This is a genomic window from Geodermatophilus sp. SYSU D01106, assembly GCF_054049995.1.
The window spans coordinates 120229-145819 of record NZ_JBJGYM010000005.1; the positions used below are offsets into that span (position 1 = coordinate 120229).

A 25591-nucleotide genomic window follows, 5' to 3' on the forward strand; every position below is an offset into this window, starting at 1 on the left:
GGTGTCACATGTCGGAGGAGTGTTACAGCCAGCGGCTCAGACGCGCTCGAGGACCGCGGCCAGGCCCTGCCCGCCGCCGATGCACATCGTCTCCAGGCCGTAGCGGGCACCGCGGCGGTCCATCTCGCGGGTCAACGTGGCGAGGATGCGCCCGCCGGTGGCGCCGACCGGGTGGCCGAGGGAGATGCCCGAGCCGTTGACGTTCATCCGCTCGGAGTCGGACTCGGTGAAGCCCCACTCGCGGGTCACCGCGAGCACCTGGCTGGCGAAGGCCTCGTTGAGCTCGATGAGGTCGATGTCGGAGAGCTTCAGGCCGGCCAGCTCGAGCGCCTTCGCCGTCGCGGGCACCGGGCCGATGCCCATGGTCCGCGGCGGGACGCCGGCCACCGCCCAGGACACGACCCGCGCCAGCGGCCGCAGCCCGTACTCGGCCGCCTTCTCCGGCGAGGTGACCACGCAGACGGCGGCGCCGTCGTTCTGCCCGCTGGCGTTGCCGGCGGTGACGGTGGCCTCCGGGTCGTCCTTGCCCATGATCGGGCGGAGCTTGGCGAGGGTCTCGACGTTCGAGTCGGGGCGGATGTGCTCGTCGCGCTCGACGACGGTGTCGCCCTTGCGGCCCCTGATGGTCACCGGGACGACCTCGTCGGCGAAGCGGCCCTCGGCCGTGGCGGCGGCGGCGCGCTGGTGGCTGCGGACGGAGTACTCGTCCTGCTCCTCGCGGCTGATCGAGTACTCGCGGCGCAGGTTCTCGGCGGTCTCGAGCATGCCGCCGGGCACCGGGTGGTTGACGCCGCCGGCGGTGACGCGACCGCGGGCCAGGCCGTCCTGCAGCAGCACGCCGGGGCCGGCCTTGACGCCCCAGCGCATGGCGGTCGAGTAGAACGGCGCGTTGCTCATCGACTCCGCCCCGCCGGCCAGGACGACGTCGGCGGCGCCGGTCTGCACCGACATGGCGGCGTAGAGGACAGCCTGCAGGCCCGAGCCGCAGCGGCGGTCGATCTGCAGCCCCGAGGCGGTCACCGGCAGCCCGGCGTTCAGCGCGGCGACCCGGCCGATCGCCGGTGCCTCCATGGTCGGGTAGCAGTGGCCGAGCAGGACGTCGTCGACCGACTCCGGCGGGAGGCCGGTGCGCTGCATGAGCGCCTCGATGACGGTGGTGGCGAGGTCCTGCACGGGCACGTCCCGCAGGGACCCCCCGAAACCCCCGACCGGGGTCCGCAGCGGCTCACAGATGACCGCGTCACGCACGGCGTCCTCCTCGGCTCCGGCGGGCACGGTCCCGCACCGACGCCGAGTGTGCTCTCCGCCTCAGGGAGCCGCGCAGCCAGGTCGCGGCCGGGTTCAGGCGGCGCCGGCGGTGCCCGGGTGGACGGTCTCGCAGCCCAGCAGGTCCCACAGGCCGGTGACCTGCAGCGCCCGGGTGACCGCGCGGGTGGCGACCAGGACGCGCATCGGGACGCCGGCCTGGTCGGCGGTGCGGTGGGCGACGGCGAGGGCGGACAGGCCGGCGGAGTCGAGGAAGGTGACCGCCTCGAGGTCCACGGTCACCCGGCGCGGGCGGTCGGCGAAGGCACCGTCGAGCGCCCGGCGCAGGGCCGGGGCGGTGGAGCAGTCCACCTCGCCGGCGCAGACGATGCGCACGGCGCCGTCCACCGGGATGGCGTCGACGGCGAGGAGTTCGCTGGTGGGCCCAGGGGAGACAGTGGTCACGGTGCGCCTCTCGGTCGAGGGCGAACCCGTGCGGAGGACAGCGGCTGGGGAGCCGTACCAAAGCGCGGAGTCCGGGACGGACGAGCACGGCTGATGTTGAACCGCACCTCGGACGGTAGGCCCGGGGCAGGTGGGACGCAAGGGTCCCGCCGGTGTGTCCACCGCGCGACACCGGCCGTCCACCTGCGGCGGGACGACGGCGACCGCCTCCTCCGCGGGGGCGGGGATACTGGTCGCCGTGAACGGTCGGTTGGCCCTGGCGGGCGTGGTCTGGGCGGCGGTCTCGGTCGCCGCGTTCGTCGCCATCGGCAACGTGATCGTGGCCGCCGGCCTGGTCGTGTTCGGGCTCGTGCTCCTCGTCGTGCTGGGGATGGCCAGCGACTGGGACAGCCACCCCGACTTCGAGGAGCGCGAGCTGTACCGCTCCCGCCGGCGCAAGGACAAGTGGGACCGCAACGCCGATGTCCGCGCCCGCGACCGGCAGCGCTGGGAGGCCCACCAGGCCCGCCAGGCGGAGAAGGCCGCGCGCCGGTCCCGGCAGGACTGAGCGCGACCGGGCACGGGACGCCCGGAGGGCAGCGGGGGCCCGGTAAATCCGTGGACGGCGTCCGCGGGGTGGTCCTACGGTCGTCGTCATGCGCCTCTGAGTCCTCCCGCGACCGAGTCCTGCCGCGTCCTCGCTGACGCCCGCGGGTCGAGCCCCGGCTCCCCGCTCCCCTCCCGCCCGTCCCCCGGGCGCGTCCCTGCCTGGCTGCCGGCTGCCCGCGGCCGGTCCGACCTCCACCCGGAGGCCCCCGTGTCACGTCCCCTGCGTCCCCTGTCCCCCGCGGCCGCCGCCGCCCGCGCCGCACTGCCCGCCGACGACGGGGCGGCGTTCGACCGGCTCGCGTCGGCCGTGCTCGCCTCGCCGTCGGCCGCGCTGGGCGCCGTCCTGCGCTCGGTGCTCCCCGGCACGGCCGGCATCCGCTGGCTGCGCACGGCGGGCCTGCCGCCGACCACCCGGGCGTCCGCGCTCACGGCCGGCCAGTGGCAGTCCCTGTACGAGTGCTGGCGGGCCACCGCGCCGGCCCCCTCCGCCGGCGGCCCCGCCGGCCGGCGGGTCGGCGGGCGGACCTCTGCGCACGGGCACGCGCCCGGCGCGATGGCCGCCCCGCGCTGGCACTGATCCGTCCTCGGCCGGTCAGCCGACCCCGTCCTCCGCGGCGAGGTCGGCCGACCGGCCGGGCTCGGCGAACGCCTCGGCCAGCGCCTGACGCAGCGGCCACGCCCCGTGCCGCCAGGCCAGCGCCCGGCCGAGCGCGGCGGGCGTGCCGTCCACGGCGTCGGGGCCCCCGTCGGTCCCGGGCCACCAGGGCACCGGCCGGCCGCCCGCGAGCAGCGGGGCGTGCACCTCCACCTCCCCCGCCAGCCCCGGCAGCCCGAGCCGCGCCGCGGCGAGATCCGCGCCGGGCAGGTCCGCCCACGCGTGCCGGCTCTCCGGCGCGCTCTCCACCGCCGCCCGCACCCGCTCGCTCAGCAGCGGCAGGTCCAGCAGGTCGGCCACCGCGCCCGGCGCGCCGCCGGCGGGCACGAGCGGCCCGTCGGCCAGCGGCTGCAACCACGGCGCGTCGAGGACGGCGACCGGCTCGCGCCCGGGGTCGGCGACCCGGTCCGGCGCCACCCGGACGCGCTCCGGGGGCTCGACGTCGAGGCCGTCCAGCGCCGCCGCGAGCCGCGCGTGCACGTCGCGCAGCACCGCCGCCGGGACCGTGCGCGCCGGGTCGCCGAGCCGCCCGAGCAGGTCGAGGGCGGCGTCGGGGTCGGCGAGCACGTCGTCGACGGTGGCCGGCGGCCGCAGCCGCGCGAGCACCTCCGGCGCGGCCCGCGCCGCTTCGTACAGCCCCTGCAGCTGCGTGCTCGCGGGGGAGCGGAGCCGGCCCGGCCGCTGCCCGTCGAGCACCGGGTGCGTGGCCAGCCACCAGCGCAGGTGGCAGGGCACGGTGACGGTGTCGAGCACCACGTCGGCCCACGCCTCGTCGGGCAGCGCGGCGAGCAGCGGCAGCGCGCCGGCCCAGTCGGCGACCAGGTCGAGGTCGCGGACGGTGGTCAGCGGCGGCCACGACGGCGGCGTCCCGGGCGGCAGCCGGTCGAGGACGGCGTCGGCCCACTCCCCCGCCCCGTCGACGTCGAGGTCGTCGGGGTCCTCGGCGCGCACCAGCGCGAAGGTCGACAGCACGCCCGCGGCCCGCAGCGCGGCGGGGTCGTGCGCGGCGGCGAAGTCCGGGTCGAGCGTGCCGAGCGCGCCGTCGCCGAGCACCGCGGCCAGCGGCGCCCCGGGCAGCAGCAGCTCCCCGGCCGGGGCCCAGGCGCCGTCGTCGTCGGGCAGGGCCAGCTCGGCGAGCCACGGCAGCTCGCCCGGTGCCGCGCCGGCCGCGGCGACCAGCGCCAGCACCGCGTCGGCGAGGTCGGCGGGGTCGCCGTCGTCGAAGCCCTCGTCGACGGCGTCGACCGACTCCTCGACGGCGGCGCGCACGGCCGGGTCGGCGAGCACCGCGGCGGCGGTGGCCGGCCGGGCGCCGAGCCGTTCGAGCAGCCGGCGCGCGGCGGGCGGGGCGACGGCGTCGGGGTGCGCGATGCGCAGCGACAGCGGCCCGAGCCGGCCGACCGGGAGGTCGTCGCCGGCGAGCAGCACGCCGGCCGGGCCGGGCGCGGTGCGGCCGTCGGCCAGCGGCACCGGCAGCGCGCCGAGCTCCTCGCGGTCGGCGGTCTCGAACGCGGCGTAGAGCCGCGCCCACCACGACGGCGGCCGCGCGACGCCGGCGACCGCCTCGACGACGCCGGCCGGTCCCACCCGGCGGACGCCGAGCGCGGCCAGGGCCGGGGCGGCGTCGTGGCGGGCCCACCCGGGCGGGAGCAGCCCGGGCACCACGCCGGTGAGGGCGCCGACGCGGTCGCCGGCGTCGTCGTCGAGGACGGCGGCGCGGCCGGGCGGCCGGCGGGTGCCGGCGTCGGCGACGGGCAGCCAGGCGGTCGCGCGCAGCCGGTCGAGGACGGCCGAGCCGAGGTCCGCGTCGAGCTCGGCGGCGGCCAGCCCGACGCGCGGCACGAGCGCGAGCACGGCCGGGTCGGGCGGGAGGGCGGTCACCAGGTCGGCGTAGGCCGCGGCGGCGGCGTCGACGAGGGCGGCGGTGACCGGCCCGGGCGCCACGTGCCGCCGGTCGGGCCCGAGCGGGAACGGGGCGAGGAGCCGGGCCGGCAGCGACAGCGGCTCGTCGCTCGGGGTCGGCGCGTGCACGACCGGGCGTCCGGGCGGCGGCACCGGGCGGCCGTCGTCGTCGAGCGGCACGGCCCAGGTGACGGTGAAGCCGCGCCGGGTGCGCTCCTCCACGGGCCGGTCGGCGAGCAGCGCCGCGGGCAGCTCGCCGCTGCGCTCGGCCAGCCGCCAGACGGTGGTGCGGTCGCCGTCGCGGACGCGCGCCAGCGGCGGGGTGCGGGTGCAGGCGAGCGTGCGCACGGCGCCGTCGACGACGACCTCGACCTCCCGCAGGCCCGGCAGGGCGAGCAGCAGCTCGGCCTCCAGGTCCTGCAGCGCGGCGCGGACCGCCGCCCGGGCGCCGGCGCGCAGCGGGAGCACGACCTCGGTGGCGAAGCCCTCCGGCGGCGCGCCCTCGGCCGGCCAGGCCAGCCGCAGCACCGGCACGGCGCCCTCCCGGCGGGCCAGCTCCCCGGCGAGCGCGGGGACGGCGGCCACCTCGGCCCGGGTGCGCCCGGCGCTGAACCGCACGCCGCCGGAGAGCGAGTGCACGGCCGGTTCGTCACTGACGGCGAGCACCGCGGCGAAGCCGACCCCGAACCGGCCGACCGTGGCCTCCTGGTCCCGCTTCGCCGACGCGCGCAGGCTCGCCAGCCCGGCCACGCCGTCGGCGTCCAGCGGCGCCCCGGTGTTGGCCGCGTGCAGCACCTCTCCCCCGCCGCCGACGGCCGCGAGCTCCAGCCGCAGCCGGCCCGGGACGCCCGCGCGGACGGCGGCGTCGGCGGCGTTCTGCGCGAGCTCGACGAGCAGCCGGTCGCGGTAGCCGCCGCGGACGAGGTCCTCCTCGGCGTTGGCGTCCTCGCGGAACCGCGCCGGGGAGTCGCCCCACGCGGCGAGCACGCGGCGGCGGAGCGCGGCGGTGTCGAAGGGGTCGGACACGGTCCGAGCATGGGTCCCGGACCGGACCTACGCGCCGGTAACTTGCGGGGTAACCTGCGCCACATGTCGCTCGCCGAGCAGTTGGACACGGTCACCGACGCCGCCGCCGGCACGGTCGACCGGCACGCCACCACCGAGACCTTCGAGTCGACGAACCCGGCCTCCAGCGCGGTCGTCGGCGTCTTCCCGGTCCACGACGCCGACGCCGTCCGGGAGACCGTGGAGCGCGCCCGCCCGGCCGCGCAGCGGTGGGCGGAACTCGGCTTCGACGGCCGGCGCGAGCGGCTGGCCGCCTACCGCGGCTACCTGGCCCGGCGCATGCACGAGCTCGCCGACCTGGTGCACCGGGAGAACGGCAAGCCGCACGCCGACGCGATCCTCGAGATCACCCTGGCGATCGACCACCTGGCCTGGGCCGGGGCGCACGCGCGGAAGACCCTCGGCCCGCGCCGGGTGCGCGCCGGGATGCTCGCGGCCAACCACGCCGCGTACCTGGAGTACCAGCCGCTCGGCGTCGTCGGCGTGATCGGCCCGTGGAACTACCCGGTGTTCACGCCGATGGGCTCGATCGCCTACGCGCTGGCCGCCGGTAACGCCGTCGTCTTCAAGCCGTCGGAGCACACCCCCGCCGTCGGCGCGTGGCTGGCCGCCGCGTGGCGGGCCGCCGTCCCCGACGTCGCCGACGCCCTCCAGGTGGTCACCGGGTACGGCGAGACGGGCGCGGCGCTGTGCCGGGCCGGGGTCGGCAAGCTGGCCTTCACCGGTTCCGCGCCCACCGGCCGCACGGTCATGGCCGCCTGCGCCGAGACGCTGACGCCGGTGCTCATGGAGCTCGGCGGCAAGGACGCGATGATCGTCGACGACGACGCCGACGTGGCCGCCGCCGCCGACGCCGCCGTCTGGGGCTCCATGAGCAACGCCGGGCAGACCTGCATCGGCATCGAGCGGGTGTACGTGGCCTCCCCCGTCTACGACCGGTTCGTCGCCGAGGTGACCGAGCGCGTGCAGGGGCTGCGCCCGGGGTCCGACGACGAGGCCGCGTACGGGCCGATGACGATGGCCTCGCAGGCCGACGTCGTCCGCCGGCACCTCGACGACGCGACGTCCTCGGGCGGGCGGGCGGTGCTCGGCGGGACGCTGGACGGCGGGTTCGTGGCGCCGACCGTGCTGCTCGACGTGCCGGAGTCGTCGGCGGCGGTGCGCGAGGAGACCTTCGGCCCGACGCTGACGATCACCCGGGTGCGCGACGCCGAGGAGGCGTTGGAGCGCACGAACGCGACGTCGTACGGGCTGGCCGGGGCGGTGTTCTCCCGGTCGCGGGCACGGGCGATGGACCTCGCCCGCCGGATGCGCAGCGGCATGACCAGCGTCAACTCCGTGCTCACCTTCGCCTCGGTGCCGGCGCTGCCCTTCGGCGGCGTGGGCGAGAGCGGCTTCGGCCGGATCCACGGCGAGGACGGGCTCAAGGAGTTCACCCGCGCCAAGGCGATCACCCGCCAGCGCTACGCCCTGCCGGTCAACCTGATGTCGTTCACCCGCCCGCCGGCCGCGGCCGACGCGCTCGCGCGGGTCATGGGCATGGTGCACGGGCGGCACCGGTGACCGCTGGCGTGCGCGACGGCTTCGACGTCGTCGTCGTCGGGGCGGGCTCGGCCGGCTGCGCGCTGGCCGCCCGGCTGACCGAGGACCCCTCGGTGCGGGTGCTGCTGCTGGAGGCCGGCGGGTCCGACGACGTCCTCGAGGTGCAGATCCCGGCCGCGATGTACAAGGTCTGGCGCACCCGGCGGGACTGGAACTACACGACCGGGCCGCAGCCGGCCCTCGGCGGCCGGGAGCTGTTCTGGCCGCGCGGCAAGCTGCTGGGCGGGTCGTCGTCGATCAACGCGATGATCTACATCAGGGGTGCGGCCGCCGACTACGACGAGTGGGCGCAGCTGACCGGTGACCCGTCGTGGTCCCACGACGCGGTGCTGCCGCTGTTCCGCCGCATGGAGGACAACGCGCGCGGCGCCGACCGTTTCCACGGCGTCGGCGGGCCGCTGCGGGTGGAGGACCTGCGATCGCCGCACCCGTGGACGCGGGCGGTGGTCGAGTCGGCGGTCGCCGCCGGCCACCCGCGCAACGACGACTTCAACGGCGCCGCCCAGGAGGGCGTGGGCCAGTACCAGGTGACGCAGAAGCGGGGCCGGCGGTGGTCGGCCGCCGACGCGTACCTGCGCCCCGCGCTCGGCCGGCCGAACCTGACCGTGCTCACCGGCGCGCTCACCACCCGGGTGCTCGTCTCCGGCGGGCGGGCCACCGGCGTCGAGTACCGGCGCGGCGGGCAGGTGCACACCGCGCACGCGTCGGCCGAGGTGGTGCTCTGCGGCGGCGCGGTGAACTCGCCGCAGCTGCTCATGCTCTCGGGCATCGGGCCGGCCGCGCACCTGCGGGAGGTCGGCGTCGACGTCGTCCACGACCTGCCCGGTGTCGGCGGCGGGCTGCAGGACCACCCGCTCGTGCCGGTCATCTGGGACGTGCGGTCCGGGAAGTCGCTGCTGCGGGCGGAGTCACCGTCGGGCTACGCGCGGTGGTTCGGCGCCCGGCGCGGGCCGCTGTCGTCGAACCTGGCCGAGGCGGGGCTGTTCACCCGCTCGCGGCCGGACCTCGACCAGCCCGACCTGCAGTACCACTTCCTGCCGGTCAAGTTCTGGCGGCAGGCGGAGGTCGACCCCGACGTCGACGCGTTCACCGCGGCCGCCGTCCTGGTGCACGTGCACTCGCGCGGCTCGGTGCGGCTGCGCTCGGCCGACCCGACGTGGGCACCGGCCATCGACGCCGGCTACCTCACCGACGAGCGCGACCTCGACGCGCTGGTGACGGGCGTGGAGAAGGCGCGGGAGATCGCCTCGGTCGGGCCGCTGGCGGAGGTGCTGGCCGGGGAGTGGTCACCGGGCGGGGCCGCGACGGGGCGCGAGGCGCTGCGGGCGAAGGTGCGGGAGACGCTCGAGTCGCTGTACCACCCGGTGTCCTCGTGCCGGATGGGCACGGACGACGACGCGGTCGTGGATCCGCAGCTGCGCGTGCACGGCCTGTCCGGTCTGCGGGTGGTCGACGCCTCGGTCATGCCGACGCTGGTGCGCGGCAACACGAACGCGCCGACGATCATGATCGCCGAGCGCGCCGCCGACCTCCTGGCCGGCCGCGCCGTCGACCCGGCCCTCGCCGCCACCGCCTGACCCGCCCGCGCGGGGCCTTTGTAGCGCTGATGGCCCACCCGGGCGGCGACCCAACTGGGCCTTTGTAGCGCTATTGGCCCTCTCCGGCCGCCAGTGCTTCGCGGATGCGGGCGAGCAGGGCGTCGAGGTCGCGCATGTCCGCGGCGGTCACGCGGATCACCCGCCAGCCGGCCGCCCGGAGCCGGCCGAGCCGGTCGTCGTCCTTGGCCATCTGGTCGTCCTCGAAGTGGTGGGCGCCGTCGTACTCCATCGCGAGCCGGGCCTCCGGGAACGCGAGGTCGACGCGCGCGACGAACCGACCGTGGTGCTCGATCTCGTACTGCGGCACCGGCGTGAGCCCGGCCAGGACGAGGCACACGCGCAGCCGGGACTCCTGCGGCGACTCGGCGCGCGGGTCGACCAGCGGGACTGTGCGCCGCACCCTGCTCACGCCCCAGCGTCCGGTGCCGTGATCGGCCATCCCGAGCAGGTCGTTACGCGTCAGGTGCTGGGCCCGGACCATCGCATCGAGTGCCGCCACCGCCGTCGTCAGCGGCTCGAGCGCCATGACGTCCCACGCCGTCCGCGTCGCCGTGCTCACAGGGACGTCGTCGACGTGCACGACGTCCTCCGGCAGCAACGTCGTGTGGTGGACGGCCACTCCTCGAGGGCCGCGCCACCGGATTGCCTCAGGGCAGAGCACGGTCACCGGGTCGCCGGCCCCCGCGAACGGTGCGCCGTACCAGGCGGCTGCCGAGTGACCGCCGATGGAGCAGCCGTCCGGCAGCACGAGTGCGGCCCCGCGGCAGCGCAGGCTGTGGTCGACGGGGAGGCCCGGGTCGGCGTAGACGCCTTGGACGAGCCTGCGGTAGCTGCGAGTGCGGAGCTGTTTGCGAGTCAGGAGCCCCTCGGCGATGGCGTGGCTGCCGACGAAGACCCCGGGGAGGAGACGACGGTGGGTGGTCACCCCGGCAGCCTCACGGGCCGGACGGCCACCACCGGGCGTCGTCCACAGGTACAGGGCCAACAGCGCTACAAAGGCCGACCTGGGGACGGCCGACAGGGCCGATTGCGCTACAAAGGCCCGGCTCAGCCGTGGGTGGTCGCGGCGGAGGCAGTGGTCGGCTCGGTGGGCGTCGCGGGCGGGGCGTCCGGGGCCGGGCGACGGCGGATCGAGATCGACAGCGCCGCCGCGACCAGGCACAGCGCGCCCGCGCCGAACCAGGCCAGGTCGTAGGAGCCGGTGACGTCGCGGATCACGCCGCCGCCGAACGCGGCCGCCGCCGACCCGACCTGGTGCGAGGCGAACACCCAGCCGAACACCACCGGCGCCCGCGCGCCGAAGTGCTCGCGGCACAGCGCCAGCGTCGGCGGCACGGTGGCCACCCAGTCCAGGCCGTAGAAGACGATGAACGCGATCATGCTGACGTGCAGGTCCGGCCCGAACAGGGGCGGCAGCAGGAACAGCGAGAAGCCGCGCAGCGCGTAGTAGGCCAGCAGCAGCACCCGCGGGTCGACGCGGTCGGTCAGCCAGCCGGAGAACACGGTGCCGGCGATGTCGAAGATCCCGACGACGGCGAGCAGCGACGCCGCCGTCGTCACCGGCATGCCGTGGTCGTGCGCGGCCGGGATGAAGTGCGGCTGCACCAGCCCGTTGGTCGACGCGCCGCAGATGAAGAAGCCGGCTGCCAGCAGCCAGAACGGTCGCGACCGCGCCGCGAGCGCCAGGCCGGCCAGCGCCGCGCGGGCCGCGCCGGTGCGCACCGGGTCGACGTCGTCGGCCGGGGTGCCGCCGTAGGGGACGGCGCCGACGTCGCGCGGCCGGTCGCGCAGCAGCCACAGCACCAGCGGGACGACGGCGAGCGCGGCCGCCGTGGTCCCCAGTGACGCCGCCCGCCAGCCGCCGTCGGTCTCCGCCACCGCCGCGACGACGGGCAGGAAGACCAGCTGCCCGGTGGCGCCGCCGGCGGTGAGGATCCCGCTGACCAGCCCGCGCCGGGCCACGAACCACCGCCCGGTCACCGTGGCCACCAGCGACAGCGCCATGGAGCCCGTGCCCAGCCCGACGGCGAGGCCCCACAGCAGCACCAGCTGCCAGCTCGCCGTCATGAAGACCGTCAGCCCGCTGCCGACGGAGGTGAGCAGCAGCGCGCCGACGACGACCCGCCGGATGCCGAACCGCTCCATCAGCGCGGCGGCGAACGGCGCGGTCAGCCCGTAGAGCGCCATGTTCACCGCGACGGCGGCCGAGATCGTCGAGACCGACCAGCCGAACTCCTCGCGCAGCGGGTCGATGAGCACGCCGGGCACCGCGCGGAACGCCGCGGCGCCGACCAGCGCCAGGAAGGTCACCGCGGCCACCCACCAGGCGGGGTGGATCCGGCGGCGGGGCACGGTCGTCGTCACGAGCGGAGAGCATGACCGACCGCTGGCTGCGACGACCAGTGGCCCGACGGCCAACACGTGCAAGGATCCGGCCATGACACGAGGGCCGCACCGGGCTGTGACAGCAGGCACGGGTCCGGCCACGACACCCGGCCCGCGTCCGGCCATGAGACGAGGGCCGCGCCCGGCCGTGACCGCCGGCCCCGCCCGGCACGAGGTCGCCGTCCTCGCGCTCCCCGGCACCATCGCCTTCGAGCTCGGCCTCCCCCACCGCCTGCTGGGCAGCGCCGTCGACGCCGACGAGCGCCCCCTCTACCGGGTGCGGGTGGCCACCCTCGACGGCGGTCCGGTGCGCACGTCGGCCGGCTACTCGATCCAGCCGGAGCACGACGCCACGCTGCTGGAGACCGCGCGCACCGTGGTCGTCCCGGGCGTGCAGGGCGGCCCGGCGATGACCGACGGCGAGGTCCCGGCCGACCTCGCCGCCGCGCTCCGGGACGCGTCGGCGCACGCCCGCCTGCTCTCGATCTGCACCGGCGCGTTCGTGCTCGCCGCGGCCGGGCTGCTCGACGGCCGGCCGGCCACCACGCACTGGATGCACACGCAGGCTTTCGCCCGGCACTTCCCCCGGGTGCGGCTGGACCCCGACGTCCTGTTCGTCGACGACGGCGACGTGCTCACCAGCGCGGGCAACGCGGCCGGCATCGACCTGCTGCTGCACCTCGTCCGGCGCGACCACGGCAGCGCGGTGGCCAACCGGGTGGCGCGGCGCAACGTCGTCGCGCCGTGGCGGGAGGGCGGGCAGTCGCAGTTCGTCGAGCGGCCGCTGCCCGAGACCGGCGACGCCGGCACCGCCGCCACCCGCGCCTGGGCGCTCGAGCGCCTCGGCGAGCCGCTGACCCTCGCCGGGCTCGCCGCGCACGCCCGGATGAGCGTGCGCACCTTCACCCGGCGCTTCCGCGAGGAGACCGGCCAGTCGCCGCAGCGCTGGCTGGCCGCGCAGCGGATCGCACTGGCCCGCCGGCTGCTGGAGTCCACCGACGCCTCGGTCGACCGGGTGGCCGCCGAGGCCGGCTTCGGGACGACGGCGTCGCTGCGGGCGCACCTGCGCGCCTCGATCGGCGTCCCGCCGGGCGCCTACCGCCGCACCTACCGGGGTGCCGGCGTGGGCCGATAGCGCTACAAAGGCCACCCGGACGGGGCGGGTGTGACGCGCGCCTCCCCCGCCCAGGGCAGGTCCGGCGGCCGCGTCTGGTTGAGTGGGACGTACCGGCGCCGCCCTCGCTCATCCGGAGCTGCAGGACTCGACGTCGGGCTGGAGCAGCGCCACCGAGGCGCGCCCGGCTGTCCGACGTCGCCGACGGCGCGACCCGCCCCTGACCGGGGCCGGCGTGCGCCCGCGGTGGCCGAGGACGGCGACCCGAGCACCACCGAGGAACCCATGACCTCCCCGCAGTCCTCTCCTGCCGCCGGCACGTCCCGGCCCCGCCGCCGTCGCGGCGGCCGCGGCCGCGGCACCGGCGCCGCGCAGAACGCCGCCCCCGCCGAGACCTCGGCCCAGGCCCCCGCCGCCCCGGCGACGCCCGTGCTCCCGGCCGGCGACGTCGCCACCGTGCTGCCCACCGACGCCACCTTCGCCGAGCTCGGCGTGCCCGCCCCGCTGGTCGAGGTGCTCACCGCCAGCGGCATCACCGCGCCGTTCCCCATCCAGGTCGCGACGCTGCCCGACTCCCTGGCCGGCCGCGACGTGCTCGGCCGCGGTCGCACCGGTTCGGGCAAGACCATCGCCTTCGCTCTCCCGCTGGTGGCCCGCCTGGCCGCCTCCACCACGCGGCGCCAGGCGCGCAAGCCGCGCGCGCTGGTGCTCGTGCCGACCCGCGAGCTCGCCAACCAGGTGCTGGCCACCGTCGAGCCGCTCGCCACGGCGCTCGGCCTGCGCTCCACCGTCGTCTTCGGCGGCGTCGGCCAGAACCCGCAGGTGCAGGCGCTGGCCGCCGGCGTCGACGTGCTCGTGGCCTGCCCCGGCCGGCTCGAGGACCTCATCGGGCAGGGGCACGCCGACCTGTCCGCCGTCGAGGTCACCGTGCTCGACGAGGCCGACCACATGGCCGACCTGGGCTTCCTGCCCGGCGTCAAGCGGCTGCTCGACCGCACCCCGCAGGGCGGCCAGCGGCTGCTGTTCTCCGCCACGCTGGACAACGGCGTCGACGTGCTGGTCAAGCGCTACCTGTCGCAGCCGGTGACCCACTCGGTCGACCCGGCCGTCGCGCCGGTGGCCACGATGACCCACCACGTGTTCCAGGTGAGCGCCGCCGACAAGGCCGAGGTCGTGCGGCAGCTCGCCTCCGGGCTCGGCCGCAGCGTGCTGTTCACCCGCACCAAGCACCAGGCCAAGAAGCTCGCCAAGCAACTGACCGCGGCCGGGATCCCCGCCGTCGACCTGCACGGCAACCTCAGCCAGAACGCCCGCGAGCGCAACCTCGAGGCGTTCAGCACCGGCGGCACCCGCGTGCTGTGCGCCACCGACATCGCCGCCCGTGGCATCCACGTCGACGACGTCTCGCTGGTCGTGCACGTCGACCCGCCGACCGAGCACAAGGCCTACCTGCACCGCTCCGGCCGCACGGCCCGCGCCGGCGCCGGCGGCACGGTGGTCACGGTGTCGACGCCGGACCAGAACGGCGAGGTCCGCACGCTGACCCGCCAGGCCGGCATCACGCCGATCGTCAGCCAGGTGCGCCCCGGCGCGGAGCAGATCACCGGGCTCACCGGCCCGGCCGCGCCGTACGTCGAGCCGGCCCCGGCGCCCGCTCCGCAGCCGCAGGGCCAGGGCGGCGGCCGGCGCCGCCGCGGCGGCTCCGGCGGCGGCAGTGGCACGGCGACGGCGACGTCGTCCACGAAGGCCACCGGGAGCCGCGGTCAGTCCCGCAGCCCGCAGGGCCCGGCGCGCACCCGCGCCGAGCTCGCCGCGCGGGCCGGCTCGCACTCCGCGGCGTCGTTCAGCGGCCGTTCGCGGCGCGGCGGCCGCTGAGCCCCGGGCGGTTTCCGGCGGGGACGGTCGGGCAGTGCAGTCCCGACCGTCCCCGACCCCGCGGAGGTGCCCCGTGGCCCTGCCCATCACCCTGTCCGAGATCGGCCCCCGCATCTCGGCCGGCGCGTTCATCCTCAACAGCGGCCTGGGCAAGCGCGCCGCCGACGAGCAGACCGCGGCCGGCCTGCACGGGTTCGCGTCCGGCACGTACCCGTTCCTCAAGGACGTCGAGCCGCGGCAGTTCGTGCAGGCCCTGTCGACGGCGGAGATCGCCGTCGGCGCCGCGCTGCTGACGCCGTTCGTGCCCACCGCGCTGGCCGGCGCCGTCCTCACCGGGTTCGCCGGCGGGCTGCTCGGGCTCTACCTGCGCACGCCCGGCATGCGCAAGGAGGGCAGCCTCGCCCCCACCGAGCAGGGCCTGTCCATCGCCAAGGACGTGTGGCTGCTGGGCATCGGCGTCGGCCTGCTCACCCGCGGCACCGTCGACCGCAGCTCGCGGAAGATCTCGCGCGCCGGCAGGACGCTGGCCAAGGCGAACAAGCGGGTCGCCCGGGCCGAGCGCAAGGCGGAGCGGAAGGCCGAGCGCGCCGCCGCCTAGTCAGCCGCCGGGCAGGAACACCGTCCCCACCAGCCGGCGCCGCCGGCCCGCGCGGGGCGTGTTGTCCAGCCGGGCCCGCAGCACCGCCCGGACGTCGTCGAGCAGGCCGCTGAACTCCTCGTCGTCCAGCCACAGGCCGGTCATCCGGTAGCCGACGCCGTCCCGGGCGGGGTCCAGCCCGTCCGGGCCGGCGGCGTCGGCCCAGCGGTCGAAGTCGGCGAGCAGCGCGGCGACGAACGTCCCGAAGGCGCGGCGGTGCTCCTCGGGGGTCATGCCCGCCGCCTCGTCCGGGCCGACGGACGCCGCGGCGGTCACCAGCCGGTAGGTGCGCTCGGTGCTGCCGCGCACCCGGCGCTCCCCCACCACCTCGAGGACGCCCGCGTCCGCGAGCACGCCGACGTGCCGGTACAGCGTCGCCACCGGGACGTCGGGCAGCTCGGCGTGCAGGTTCCCGGTGGTCAGGGTGCGGTCCCCCAGCAGCGCCTGCACCACGCGCAGGCGGACGGGGTGCAGCAGCAGGTCGGCTGTCGCCACGCTCGACCTCTCTCATGATTGACAACGGTCTCACGGTCGAGAACGATGGTGCCATGGCGACGATCGAGACGACAGCGCGGACCCTGCGGATCACCCTCACCCCGGCCGAGAGGGTGCTCGGCCTGCTGCGCGACCTCGAGGTCCCGCTGACGGCGGTGCGCTCGGCCGAGGTCGTCCCCGACGGGCCGGCCGCCGCCCGCGGCCTGCGCGCCCCCGGCCTCGGCCTGCCCGGCCTGCGGAAGATCGGCACCTGGCGCCGGCGCGGGACGCGGACGTTCGTCAGCGTCCGCCGCGGTCCCGCCGTGCGGCTCGGACTGGCCGGTCAGCGGTTCGACGCCGCGCTCGTCAGCGCGCCCGACCCCGCAGCGGTCGTCGCCGCGGTCCCGGGCGCGCGGACGTGACCGGGCGCGAGCTGCCGGTGACCGTGCCGGGTGAGCCGCCGCTCGCGGGCACCCTCACCCTCCCGGGCACCGCCGGTCCGGTCCCGGCGGTGCTGCTCGCGCCGGGCTCCGGCCCGCTCGACCGCGACTCCGACCACCGGCGGATGCGGTTCGGCGTCACCCGCGACCTGGCGCACGCCCTCGCCGCCGCGGGCCTCGCCTCGCTGCGCTACGACAAGCGCGGCGTCGGCGGGTCGCCGGGCGACTGGCGACGGGCCGGGTTCACGGACAACGCCGACGACCTGCTCCGCGCCCTGGACACGCTGGCCGCGCGGCCGGAGGTGGACGGCGGCCGGATCGTCCTCGCCGGCCACAGCGAGGGCGCCCTGCTGGCCACCATGGCGGCCGGCACGGCAGGCGCTCGTGTCGCCGGCGTCGTCCTGCTCGCCGGGTCGGCCACCCCGGGCGACGCGCTGCTGCGCTGGCAGGCACGGCAGATCGCGCCGACGCTGCCGGCGCCCGTGCGCGGGCTCCTGCGGCTGCTGCGGACCGACCTCGAGCGGAAGGTGGCCGCCAACCACGAGCGCATCCGGGCCACCACCGGCGACGTCGCCCGGGTCGGCGGCGTCCGCCTCAACGCGCGGTGGCACCGCGAGTTCCTGGCGTACGACCCCCGCGGCGACCTCGCCCGCATCCCCGTGCCGGTGCTCGCGGTGACCGGCGGGAAGGACCTCCAGGTGCCGGCCGCGGACCTCGACACCATCGCCGCGACGGTCGCGGGCCCGGTCACCACCCTGCGCCCGCCCGACCTCACCCACACGCTGCGGCACCAGCCCGGCCCGGCCTCGCTGCGCGCCTACCGCCGCGAGCTGCGGCAGCCGGTGGACCGTGAGGTGCTCGACGCCGTCACCTCGTGGTGCCGCGCCGTCACCGGCCTCGTCCCGGCGGCCTGAGCGCGACCGCCCGGACAGCACGGAGGGCCGGGCGCGCGTCCGCGCCCGGCCCTCCGCCGCACTCCCCCGGCCGACGCCGGGAGTTCCTCAGTTGCCGCTGGCGAAGGCGGCGTCGAACGCGGCCGCCGGCGGGTCGAAGGCCAGGCGCCGGACGAACGCCAGCGCCTCCGGGGCGCCGACGAGGCGGTCCATGCCGGCGTCCTCCCACTCCACCGAGATCGGGCCGTCGTAGCCGATCGTGTTCAGCATCCGGAAGCAGGCCTCCCACGGGACGTCGCCGTGCCCGGTGGAGACGAAGTCCCAGCCGCGCCGCGGGTCGGCCCAGGGCAGGTGCGAGCCCATCCGGCCGTTGCGGCCGTTGCCGACCTGCTTCTTCGCGTCCTTGCAGTCGACGTGGTAGATCCGGTCCTTGAAGTCCCAGATGAACGACACCGGGTCCAGGTCCTGCCACACGAAGTGCGACGGGTCCCAGTTGAGGCCGAACGCCTCGCGGTGGCCGATGGCCTCCATCGTGCGGACCGTCGTCCAGTAGTCGTAGGCGATCTCCGACGGGTGCACCTCGTGGGCGAACCGGACGCCGACCTCGTCGAAGACGTCGAGGATCGGGTTCCACCGGTCGGCGAAATCCCGGTAGCCGTCCTCGATCATCGACTCGGGCACCGGCGGGAACATCGCCACGGTCTTCCAGATCTTCGACCCGGTGAACCCGACGACGGTCTTCACGCCGAGCTTCGCCGCCGCGCGGGCGGTCAGCTTCATCTCCTCGGCCGCCCGCTGCCGGACGCCCTCGGGCTCGCCGTCGCCCCAGACGCGGGCGTTGACCATGCCGCGGTGCCGCTCGTCGATCGGGTCGTCGCAGACGGCCTGGCCGTTGAGGTGGTTGGAGATGGCGAAGACCTGCAGGCCGTGCTTCTCCAGCAGCGCGAGGCGCTCGGCGACGTAGGAGTCGTCGTTGGCGGCGCGCTCGACGTCGAGGTGGTCGCCCCAGCAGGCGATCTCCAGGCCGTCGTAGCCCCACTCGGAGGCCAGCCGGCACATCTCCTCGAAGGGCAGGTCGGCCCACTGGCCGGTGAACAGGGTGATCGGGCGTGGCATGAGGGAGAACCTCTCTTCGTCAGGCGGGGACGGGGGTCCAGGTCGCGTCCGCGGCGGCGCTGCGCTCCACGGCGTCGAGGACGCGCTGGATCTGCAGGCCGTCGGCGAACGACGGCGTGGGGTCCTCGTCCTTGGCGATCGCGGTGAGCAGGTCGACGACCTGGTGGGTGAAGCCGTGCTCGTAGCCCAGCCCGTGCCCGGCCGGCCACCACGCGGCGACGTAGGGGTGCTCGGGCTCGGTGACGATGATCCGGCGGAAGCCGGCCCGCTCGGCGGGCTCGCTGCCGTCGAAGAACTCCAGGACGTTCATGTCCTCGAAGTCGAACGCCAGGCTGCCCTCGGACCCGTTGATCTCGATCCGGATGCCGTTCTTGCGGCCCAGGGCGAAGCGGGTGGCCTCGAAGGTGGCCAGCGCGCCGCCGGAGAAGCGGGCGAGGAAGACGGCGGCGTCGTCGACGGTCACCTGCCCCATGCCCTCGCCGGCGGTGCCGGACAGCGAGCCGGCGGAGGCGGCCAGCGGCCGCTCCTTGACGAACGTCTCCAGCAGCGCGCTCACGCCGGTGACGGTCTCGCCGGTGATGTACTGCGTCAGGTCGACGACGTGCGCGCCGATGTCGCCGAGCGCGCCGGAGCCGGCCTTGTCCTTCTCCAGCCGCCAGGACATCGGCGCCGACGGGTCGGCGATCCAGTCCTGCAGGTAGGCGGCGCGGACGTGCCGGATGCGGCCGAGGCGGCCCTCGGCGACCAGCCGGCGGGCCAGGCCGATCGCCGGCACGCGGCGGTAGGTGAAGCCGACCATCGAGCGGACGCCGCGGGCGGCGGCGCGCTGCGCGGCCTCGGCCATGGCCTCGGCCTCGGCGACGGTGTTGGCCAGCGGCTTCTCGCACAGGACGTGCTTGCCGGCCTCGAGCGCGGCGATCGCGATCTCGGCGTGCGTGTCGCCGGGGGTGCAGACGTCGACCAGGCCGACGTCCTCGCGCTCGACGACGCGGCGCCAGTCGGTCTCGGTCTGCGACCAGCCGAGCTTGCCGGCGGCCTCGGCCACGCGGCCGGCGTCGCGGCCGGCGAGCACCCGCAGGTCGGGGCGGATCGGCAGGTCGAAGAAGTGGGGGGCGGTGCGCCAGGCCTGCGAGTGCGCCGCGCCCATGAAGGCGTAGCCGATCAGGCCCACCCCGAGGGTCGGCCGGTCGGGCGGGGTCATCGGGATCTCCTCGGGGAGTGGGGGGGGGGGGGGGGGGGGGGGGGGGGGGGGGGGGGGGGGGGGGGGGGGGGGGGGGGGGGGGGGGGGGGGGGGGTGGGGTCGGGGGGGTGGGGGGGGGGCGGGGCCGCCCCCCCCCCCCCCCCCCCCCCCCCCCCCCCCCGGGCGGCTCAGGACTCGAAGGCGGTGTCGATGTACTGGTCGACGTTGTCCGCGGTGACGACCGGCGCGTTCAGCACGATCTGCCGCGGGATCTCGATCTCGACCAGGTCGGAGAGGGCCTTGTCCTGCGCGATGAGGCGGGCCAGGCGGACGCCGTCGGCGGCCTGGGTCGACGGGTAGATGACCGTCGCCTGGAGGACGGAGTTGCCCTCCTGGATCGCCCGCATGGCGTTGGCCGAGCCGGCGCCGCCGACCATGAAGAACTCGTCGCGGCCGGCGCTCTCGATGGCGGCCAGGACGCCGACGCCCTGGTCGTCGTCGTGGTTCCAGATGGCGTCGATCTGCGGGGCGGCCTGGAGCAGGTTGGAGGCCGCCTCCTCGCCGCCCTCGACGGTGAAGTCGGCGGCGACGCGGTTGTCGACGTCGAGACCGCACTCGGCCAGCGCGTCGGCGAAGCCCTGGCTGCGGTCCTGGGTCAGCGGCAGGGAGTCGATGCCGGCGATCTCCGCGACGACGGCGTCGGGGTTGTCGCCGAGCTGCTCGCAGACGTAGGTGCCGGCCGAGACGCCCATGCCGTAGTTGTCACCGAGGACGGTGGTGCGGGCGGCGAACGGGCTGTCGAACTCGCGGTCGACGTTGATGACCGGGATGCCGGCCTCCATCGCCTGCAGCGCGACCGGGGTCATCGCCGCGCCGTCGAAGGGCAGCAGCACGATGGCGTCGACGCCGTCGTTGATGAAGGTCTCGACCTGGCTGATCTGCGTGCTGACGTCGTTGGTGCCCTCCGCGACCACCAGCTCGACGTCCTCGTAGCTCTCGGCCTCGGCGCGGGCGGCCTCGGTGATGCCGGCCATCCAGCCGTGGTCGGCGGCGGGCGCCGAGAAGCCGATGGTGACGGTGTCGCCGGTCTCGTCGTTGTCGCTGGCGGCCGTGTTGCCGCCACCGCCGCCGCCGCTACCGGAGTCCTCCGGGGTGTTGCTGGTGCAGCCGGCCACGAGGACGCCTGCGCTGAGCAGGGCGACCGTGGCGTAGGGCAGGCGGCGGAACGGACGCTGCCTCGTTGCAGACATGCTGTCTCCTCAGGTGTCGCCCCCTGTCCGGGAGCCGGGGTGGTCCGCCACCGGGCGGGCGCCCGGTGGGTGGTGCGGTCCGGCGCGCGGTCGCGCGCCGGGTGTCAGAGGGTCTTGCCGGGAGGCGCCGGGCGGGTGCCGCCCGGGCCGCCGTCGGTGGTGGTGCCGCCGGAGACGGCTCCCGACGGGGCGCCGGTCAGCACCGGCCCGCCGGCCTGTCCCCCGGACGACGGCCGGCGGAAGCTGAACCCGCCGGTGGCCAGCCGCTGCTGCAGCAGGACGGCGAGGACGATGATCACGCCGGTCGCCACGGCCTGCGCCGAGCTCGACAGGTTGTTGAGCGTGAAGATGTTGCCGAGGGTCTCGAAGACGAGGACGCCGATGACGGTCCCGACGATCGTCCCGCGCCCGCCGATCAGCAGCGTCCCGCCGATGACCACCGCGGCGATGGCGTCGAGCTCGTAGAGCGTGCCGTGCGTCGAGCTGCCGGTCGTGGTGCGCGCCATGAGCATCACGGCGGCGATGCCGCAGCAGACGCCCGACAGGACGTAGAGCTTCACCGTGTGCCGCTGCACCCGGATGCCGGCCAGGCGGGCGGCCTCGGCGTTGCCGCCGACGGCGAAGGTGCGCCGGCCGAAGGTGGTCCGGTTGAGCAGCACCCACCCGGCGACCGCGACCAGGGCGAAGATGATCACCAGGGTCGGGATGCCGAGCACGTCGCCGGAGAAGAAGGCCAGGAAGTCGCTGTCCCGCACGATCTGGGTGCGCCGGTTCGCGATGATCTCCGCCAGGCCGCGGGCCCCGGTGAGCATCGCCAGCGTCGCGATGAACGCGGCGAGTTTCCCGTAGGCGATGACCAGGCCGTTGACCAGTCCCGCGACCCCGCCGACGACGACGGCCGTGAAGACCATGACGATCCAGTGGGTGTCCTCGGCCATCTGCTGGGTGGCCAGCGTGGTGGCCCAGATGGAGGACAGCGCCACCAGCGCGCCGACCGACAGGTCGATGCCGCCGCCGATGATCACGAAGGTCATGCCGATGCTGACCACGCCGATGACCGAGGCCAGCCGCAGGATGGTCAGGACGTTGTCGACGCTGGCGAACCGGTCACCGGCGGTGGCGACGCCGACGATGCAGAGGATGACCAGGGCGACGACCAGGCCGAGGTTGCGGCCGACCGGGCCGGCCAGCAGGCCACCGGAGCGCGCACCCCGCGACCCGCCGGGGCCGTCGGCGTCGGACTTCCCGGTCCCCGCGGCCAGCGCGGTGCTGCCGCCGATGTCGCTGCTCATGCTCCGGTCCCTTCGTGCTGCGTCTGCGCGACGCCTGTCGTGTGGTGGAGTTCCGGCGCGACGCCGTGCGTGGTGGTCCCCTGCATGACCAGGTCGAGCACCCGGTGCTCGTCGAGTGCGGAGGCGGGCTCCTCGGCCATGACCCGGCCCTCGGCGACCACGAGCACGCGGTCGGCGAGGCCGAGGACCTCGGGGATCTCGCTGGAGACGACGACGACGGCGACACCGCGGTCGGCGAGGTCGCGCACCAGCGCGTAGATCTCCGAGCGGGCACCGACGTCGACACCGCGGGTGGGCTCGTCGAGCAGCAGCACCCGGCAGTCGCGCAGCAGCCAGCGCGCGAGCACGACCTTCTGCTGGTTGCCGCCGGACAGCGTCCGCACCTCGCGGGTCTCGTCGCCCGGGCGCACGTCCAGCGACCGGACCTGCTCGCGGGCGGCGGTGCGCTCGGCGGCTCCGGAGAGGAAGCCGCCGCGGGCGAACCGGGCCAGGCTGGAGATGCTGATGTTGCGGGCGACGGACTCGCCGAGCAGCAGCGCCTGGCTCTTGCGTTCCTCGGGCGCCAGCCCGACACCGGCGGCCACCGCGGCGCCGACGTCGCCGCGCCGCAGCGACCGGCCGCCGACCCGGACGACGCCGCCGGTGGCGCGGCGGGCGCCGTAGACGGTCTCGAGGATCTCCGAGCGGCCCGAGCCCACGAGGCCGGCCAGCCCGACGATCTCGCCGGGCCGGACGGCGAAGGAGACGCCGGAGAAGGACCCGCGCAGGGCCAGGTCCTCGACCTCGAGCAGCGGCGCGGTGCCCGCCGCGACGGGGGTCGCCCGCTCGGGGAAGACGTACTCGATGTCGCGGCCGGTCATCAGGGTGATGACCTCGCGGGTCGGGGTCTCGCGGGCCGGCAGGCCGGTGGCGACGGTGCGCCCGTCCTTGATGACGGTGATCCGGTCGCCGATCTCGCGGATCTCCTCGAGGCGGTGGGAGATGTAGACGACGGCGACGCCGTCGGCGGTGAGGTCGCGGATGACGTCGAAGAGCCGCCCGACCTCCTCGTTGTCGAGCACCGCGGACGGCTCGTCCATGATGATCAGCCGCGCGTCCTGCGACAGCGCCCGCGCGATGCTGACCATCTGCTGCGAGGCGGCCGACAGCGAGCCGACCTCCGCGCCGGGCCGGATCTCGGGGTGGCCCAGACGGGTGAGCAGGGCCGCGGCCCGCCGGTTGATCTCACCGGGGAAGGTCAGCCCGAAGCGGGACTGCTCCCGGCCGAGGAAGACGTTGTCGGCGACGGTGAGCCCGGCGACGAGGTCGAGCTCCTGGTAGATCGTGGCGATCCCGAGCCTGAGGGCGGCCTGCGGGTTGCTCAGCGCCACCTGCTCGCCCTGCCAGGTGATCGTGCCCTCGTCGGGCTGGTGGGCACCGGCGAGGACCTTGATCAGCGTCGACTTGCCCGCGCCGTTCTGGCCGAGCAGGCAGTGCACCTCGCCGGCCCGCACGTCGAGGTCGACGCCGCCGAGGGCCCGGACGCCCGGGAAGGTCTTGACGATGCCCTGCATCTCCAGCAGCGGCGCACCGCGCAGCACTGCCTCCTGTGCCGGCGCCGTCACCGGGCGACCGCCCGGGTACCGCCGGCGGTCGGTCGTCGCATCCCGTGGGCCACGACGTCACCTCCCGACTTCTGCTCATCGTTGACCATTAGTCCGCTGAGGGCAGAACGTATGAGGCGGTTCACAGGTCGGTCAAGGTCCCGATCGGGCGGTTACCGAATCGCGATGAAACCGCCGCCGCGCGGGCGACGGGAGGGACGCCGGTGACGCGGGTGGTGACGCGGGTGGGAGCGCCGGCTCAGCGGGCGAGTGCGCGGGTGAGGGCCTCGGACACCGAGTCGTCGTCGAGGTAGCCCTCGATGGCCATCAGCGCGGCGCCGACCCGGCCGGAGAGGTCCGGGGCGTCGCTGACGGTGATCTCCAGCGCGCGGGCGGCCAGCGGCATGGAGCGCGCGTAGACGGCCTCGCGGATGCCGGCCAGCAGCGGGACGCCGGCCCGCGCGACCCCGCCGGTCATGACGATCCGGTGCGGGTTGAAGAAGTTGACCAGCGCGGCGAGCACCGTGCCGATCGTGCGGCCGGCGCGGCGGACGAGCTCGAGCGCCTGCCCGTCGCCCAGCGCCGCGCGCTCGACGACCTCGCGCGTCGTGGTGACCGGGAGGCCGGCCGCCTGCGCGTCACGGAGCAGGGCCATGCCGCCGGCGATCGCCTCGAGGCAGTTGAGCTGCCCGCAGCGGCACACCACCTCGGTGCCGTCGGCCGACGGGACGTGGATGTGCCCGATGTCGCCGGCGCTGCCCTGGGCGCCGCGGTAGACGCCGCCCTCGACGACGATCCCGCAGCCGATGCCGGTGCCGACCTTGACGACCAGCACGTCCTGGTCGGACCCGGCGACGCCCATCTCCCCCAGCGCCATCACGTTGACGTCGTTGTCGACGAACACGGGGCACTCGTAGCGGCCGAAGGCGCTCGGGATCGGGAAGTCGTGCCAGCCCGGCATGATCGGCGGGTGGGAGGGCCGGCCGGTGGAGAACTCCACCGGCCCGGGGACGCCGACGCCCACGGCGCACACGTCGGCCGGGGTGAGCCCCGCCTCGGCGAGCACCTCCTGGGCCAGCCGGTCGACCTCGGCGAGCACCGGCCGGGGCCCGTCGGCGATGTCGATCGGGTGACCGACGGTGGCCAACACCTGCGCGGACAGGTCGGTGACCGCGACGTCGACGCTCGTGACGCCCAGGTCGACGGCGAGCACGCAGCCGGCGGCGCTGTTGAACCGCAGCAGCGTGGGCGGTCGCCCGCCGGTGCTCCAGCCGCGCCCGCCCTCCTCGAGCAGGCCGGCGGCGATGAGCTGGTCGACGCGGGCGCTGACGGTGTTGCGGGCCGCGCCGGTCAGCGCGACGAGCTCGGCCCGGCTCCGCGCGCGGCCGGTGCGCACGTGGTGCAGCAGCGCGCCGGCCGAGGCGGAGGAGGTGGCCATGCGGTCATGGTGGCACGCCCCTCCCCCGGTCCCGGGCCTCCGGCGGCGCCGGTTCGCCCGGCCGGGTCGCGCGCGCCACGGCGTCGCGCAGCACGGCGGCCACCTCGCCGGGGTGGGTCTGCGGCGTCATGTGCGCCGCGCCGGGCACCTCGACGACCCGCCCGCGCGGCGCCGCGGCGGCCACCCGCGCGGCCCACGCGGCGTCGCACAGCCGGTCCCGGGTGCCGCGGACGACGGTCACCGGCGCGGTCACCGCGCGCAGCCGGCCGTCGATGCGGTCGGGGCTGCTCTCCCGCCACAGCGCGTGCATCGCCCGCGGCCCGGTGGTCAGCCACTGGGCGAGGATCAGCGGCACCTGCCACCAGGGCTCGCGCAGCGCCGTGCGCAGCCACGCGCCCGCCAGCACCGGCGCCCGCCGCAGCCGCGGGTCGGTCGAGGGGCCGAGCAGCACGACGGCGGCCACCCGCGGGTCGACGGCGGCCGCGGCGACCACCTGGCAGCCCTGGCTGTGGCCCACGAGGACGACCGGACCCTCGCCGAGGTGCGCCCGCAGCGCGGCGGCGAGGTCGTCGAGCGGCGGCACAGGTGCAGACCGCCCCATCCCGGGTAGGAGCACGACGTCGGCGGGCGACCGCCGGCGCAGCCGCGACCACGACCGCCGGTCCAGCCCGAGCCCCGGGACCAGCACGATCCGGGGGATGACGGCGGGCACCGGCCCGGTTGTACCGGGTGGGACCGGTGGCCGCGAGCGGACCGACCGGCGAACAGACCAGCAGGCCGGCGCGGCCGTGACG

The 25591-nt window shown here is 76.3% G+C and carries 22 protein-coding genes; 9 read left to right on the forward strand and 13 right to left on the reverse strand.

Annotated features, from left to right (window positions below; translation table 11 throughout):
* Window positions 1-36: 36 nt before the first annotated feature.
* The gene (locus ACI78R_RS07450; RefSeq protein WP_457040210.1) at window positions 37-1275 is read right to left on the reverse strand and encodes an acetyl-CoA C-acetyltransferase; all 1239 of its coding nucleotides are present in this window, start codon (window positions 1273-1275) and stop codon (window positions 37-39) included.
* 66 nt (window positions 1276-1341) lie between these two features.
* A complete protein-coding gene (locus tag ACI78R_RS07455; RefSeq protein ID WP_073420518.1) occupies window positions 1342-1710 on the reverse strand; it encodes an STAS domain-containing protein in 369 nt (122 codons plus the stop codon).
* 238 nt (window positions 1711-1948) lie between these two features.
* On the opposite strand from ACI78R_RS07455, the gene ACI78R_RS07460 reads away from it, so the two are divergent.
* Both ACI78R_RS07460 and ACI78R_RS07465 read left to right on the forward strand, forming a co-directional pair.
* The gene (locus tag ACI78R_RS07460) at window positions 1949-2257 is read left to right on the forward strand and encodes a hypothetical protein (RefSeq protein ID WP_457040211.1); all 309 of its coding nucleotides are present in this window, start codon (window positions 1949-1951) and stop codon (window positions 2255-2257) included.
* 249 nt (window positions 2258-2506) lie between these two features.
* Entirely contained in the window at window positions 2507-2875 is a 369-nt protein-coding gene (locus tag ACI78R_RS07465) for a hypothetical protein (RefSeq protein ID WP_457040212.1), read from the forward strand.
* Between the two features lie 15 nt (window positions 2876-2890).
* Here the strand turns inward: ACI78R_RS07465 and ACI78R_RS07470 are convergent, their stop codons facing one another.
* The gene (locus tag ACI78R_RS07470; protein WP_457040213.1) at window positions 2891-5881 is read right to left on the reverse strand and encodes a sacsin N-terminal ATP-binding-like domain-containing protein; all 2991 of its coding nucleotides are present in this window, start codon (window positions 5879-5881) and stop codon (window positions 2891-2893) included.
* Between the two features lie 63 nt (window positions 5882-5944).
* On the opposite strand from ACI78R_RS07470, the gene ACI78R_RS07475 reads away from it, so the two are divergent.
* Both ACI78R_RS07475 and ACI78R_RS07480 read left to right on the forward strand, forming a co-directional pair.
* On the forward strand, window positions 5945-7483 hold the full coding sequence (locus tag ACI78R_RS07475) for an aldehyde dehydrogenase family protein (protein ID WP_457040214.1): 1539 nt from the start codon (window positions 5945-5947) through the stop codon (window positions 7481-7483).
* Window positions 7480-9099, forward strand: a complete 1620-nt coding sequence (locus tag ACI78R_RS07480; RefSeq protein ID WP_457040215.1) for a GMC family oxidoreductase — start codon at window positions 7480-7482, stop codon at window positions 9097-9099. The genes ACI78R_RS07475 and ACI78R_RS07480 overlap by 4 nt, the downstream gene beginning before the upstream one ends.
* A gap of 70 nt (window positions 9100-9169) precedes the next feature.
* Here ACI78R_RS07480 and ACI78R_RS07485 read toward each other — a convergent pair whose 3' ends face one another.
* Window positions 9170-9739 (reverse strand): endonuclease domain-containing protein, encoded by a 570-nt coding sequence (locus ACI78R_RS07485; RefSeq protein WP_457040216.1) that lies wholly within the window; start codon window positions 9737-9739, stop codon window positions 9170-9172.
* A 428-nt stretch (window positions 9740-10167) separates the two neighbouring features.
* Window positions 10168-11484 carry an MFS transporter gene (locus ACI78R_RS07490; protein ID WP_457040217.1) on the reverse strand — a complete coding sequence of 439 codons (1317 nt, stop codon included), beginning with the start codon at window positions 11482-11484 and terminating at the stop codon, window positions 10168-10170.
* 169 nt (window positions 11485-11653) lie between these two features.
* Here ACI78R_RS07490 and ACI78R_RS07495 point away from each other — a divergent pair, with 169 nt between their 5' ends.
* The 3 genes from ACI78R_RS07495 to ACI78R_RS07505 all read left to right on the forward strand — a co-directional run bounded on the left by ACI78R_RS07495 (window position 11654) and on the right by ACI78R_RS07505 (window position 15092).
* Complete coding sequence (locus tag ACI78R_RS07495) at window positions 11654-12640, forward strand: GlxA family transcriptional regulator (RefSeq protein ID WP_457040218.1); 987 nt, start codon at window positions 11654-11656, stop codon at window positions 12638-12640.
* A gap of 264 nt (window positions 12641-12904) precedes the next feature.
* Window positions 12905-14494: a DEAD/DEAH box helicase gene (locus tag ACI78R_RS07500; protein ID WP_457040219.1), complete on the forward strand. Its 1590-nt coding sequence runs from the start codon at window positions 12905-12907 to the stop codon at window positions 14492-14494.
* 73 nt (window positions 14495-14567) lie between these two features.
* Window positions 14568-15092 carry a hypothetical protein gene (locus ACI78R_RS07505; RefSeq protein WP_073420525.1) on the forward strand — a complete coding sequence of 175 codons (525 nt, stop codon included), beginning with the start codon at window positions 14568-14570 and terminating at the stop codon, window positions 15090-15092.
* Here ACI78R_RS07505 and ACI78R_RS07510 read toward each other — a convergent pair whose 3' ends face one another.
* Window positions 15093-15626, reverse strand: coding sequence for a helix-turn-helix domain-containing protein (locus ACI78R_RS07510; protein WP_073420526.1), 534 nt, complete (start codon window positions 15624-15626; stop codon window positions 15093-15095).
* A gap of 53 nt (window positions 15627-15679) precedes the next feature.
* Here ACI78R_RS07510 and ACI78R_RS07515 point away from each other — a divergent pair, with 53 nt between their 5' ends.
* Both ACI78R_RS07515 and ACI78R_RS07520 read left to right on the forward strand, forming a co-directional pair.
* Window positions 15680-16027, forward strand: a complete 348-nt coding sequence (locus tag ACI78R_RS07515; RefSeq protein ID WP_457040220.1) for a hypothetical protein — start codon at window positions 15680-15682, stop codon at window positions 16025-16027.
* Window positions 16024-16959 carry an alpha/beta hydrolase family protein gene (locus ACI78R_RS07520; protein WP_457040221.1) on the forward strand — a complete coding sequence of 312 codons (936 nt, stop codon included), beginning with the start codon at window positions 16024-16026 and terminating at the stop codon, window positions 16957-16959. Before ACI78R_RS07515 ends, ACI78R_RS07520 begins: the two co-directional genes overlap by 4 nt.
* 87 nt (window positions 16960-17046) lie before the next feature.
* On the opposite strand, the gene ACI78R_RS07525 is transcribed toward ACI78R_RS07520, so the two are convergent.
* From ACI78R_RS07525 to ACI78R_RS07555, 7 genes are all read right to left on the reverse strand, one after another.
* The gene (locus ACI78R_RS07525) at window positions 17047-18054 is read right to left on the reverse strand and encodes a sugar phosphate isomerase/epimerase family protein (protein WP_073420529.1); all 1008 of its coding nucleotides are present in this window, start codon (window positions 18052-18054) and stop codon (window positions 17047-17049) included.
* A gap of 19 nt (window positions 18055-18073) precedes the next feature.
* A complete protein-coding gene (locus tag ACI78R_RS07530) occupies window positions 18074-19255 on the reverse strand; it encodes a Gfo/Idh/MocA family protein (RefSeq protein WP_073420530.1) in 1182 nt (393 codons plus the stop codon).
* Between the two features lie 167 nt (window positions 19256-19422).
* Window positions 19423-20484, reverse strand: a complete 1062-nt coding sequence (locus ACI78R_RS07535) for a substrate-binding domain-containing protein (RefSeq protein WP_457040222.1) — start codon at window positions 20482-20484, stop codon at window positions 19423-19425.
* 104 nt (window positions 20485-20588) lie between these two features.
* Complete coding sequence (locus ACI78R_RS07540) at window positions 20589-21776, reverse strand: ABC transporter permease (RefSeq protein WP_073420532.1); 1188 nt, start codon at window positions 21774-21776, stop codon at window positions 20589-20591.
* Complete coding sequence (locus ACI78R_RS07545) at window positions 21773-23380, reverse strand: sugar ABC transporter ATP-binding protein (RefSeq protein WP_457040223.1); 1608 nt, start codon at window positions 23378-23380, stop codon at window positions 21773-21775. The genes ACI78R_RS07540 and ACI78R_RS07545 overlap by 4 nt, the downstream gene beginning before the upstream one ends.
* 238 nt (window positions 23381-23618) lie before the next feature.
* Window positions 23619-24797: an ROK family protein gene (locus ACI78R_RS07550; RefSeq protein ID WP_073420534.1), complete on the reverse strand. Its 1179-nt coding sequence runs from the start codon at window positions 24795-24797 to the stop codon at window positions 23619-23621.
* A 4-nt stretch (window positions 24798-24801) separates the two neighbouring features.
* Complete coding sequence (locus ACI78R_RS07555) at window positions 24802-25509, reverse strand: alpha/beta fold hydrolase (protein WP_073420535.1); 708 nt, start codon at window positions 25507-25509, stop codon at window positions 24802-24804.
* Window positions 25510-25591: the final 82 nt, after the last annotated feature.

Bases quoted from the DNA above. Each gene is read 5' to 3' on its own strand.
- ACI78R_RS07525 (WP_073420529.1), bottom strand. From the start codon at position 18,054: ATGCCACGCCCGATCACCCTGTTCACCGGCCAGTGGGCCGACCTGCCC.
- ACI78R_RS07530 (WP_073420530.1), bottom strand. From the start codon at position 19,255: ATGACCCCGCCCGACCGGCCGACCCTCGGGGTGGGCCTGATCGGCTAC.
- ACI78R_RS07535 (WP_457040222.1), bottom strand. From the start codon at position 20,484: ATGTCTGCAACGAGGCAGCGTCCGTTCCGCCGCCTGCCCTACGCCACG.
- ACI78R_RS07475 (WP_457040214.1), top strand. From the start codon at position 5,945: ATGTCGCTCGCCGAGCAGTTGGACACGGTCACCGACGCCGCCGCCGGC.
- ACI78R_RS07515 (WP_457040220.1), top strand. From the start codon at position 15,680: ATGGCGACGATCGAGACGACAGCGCGGACCCTGCGGATCACCCTCACC.
- ACI78R_RS07500 (WP_457040219.1), top strand. From the start codon at position 12,905: ATGACCTCCCCGCAGTCCTCTCCTGCCGCCGGCACGTCCCGGCCCCGC.
- ACI78R_RS07540 (WP_073420532.1), bottom strand. From the start codon at position 21,776: ATGAGCAGCGACATCGGCGGCAGCACCGCGCTGGCCGCGGGGACCGGG.
- ACI78R_RS07550 (WP_073420534.1), bottom strand. From the start codon at position 24,797: ATGGCCACCTCCTCCGCCTCGGCCGGCGCGCTGCTGCACCACGTGCGC.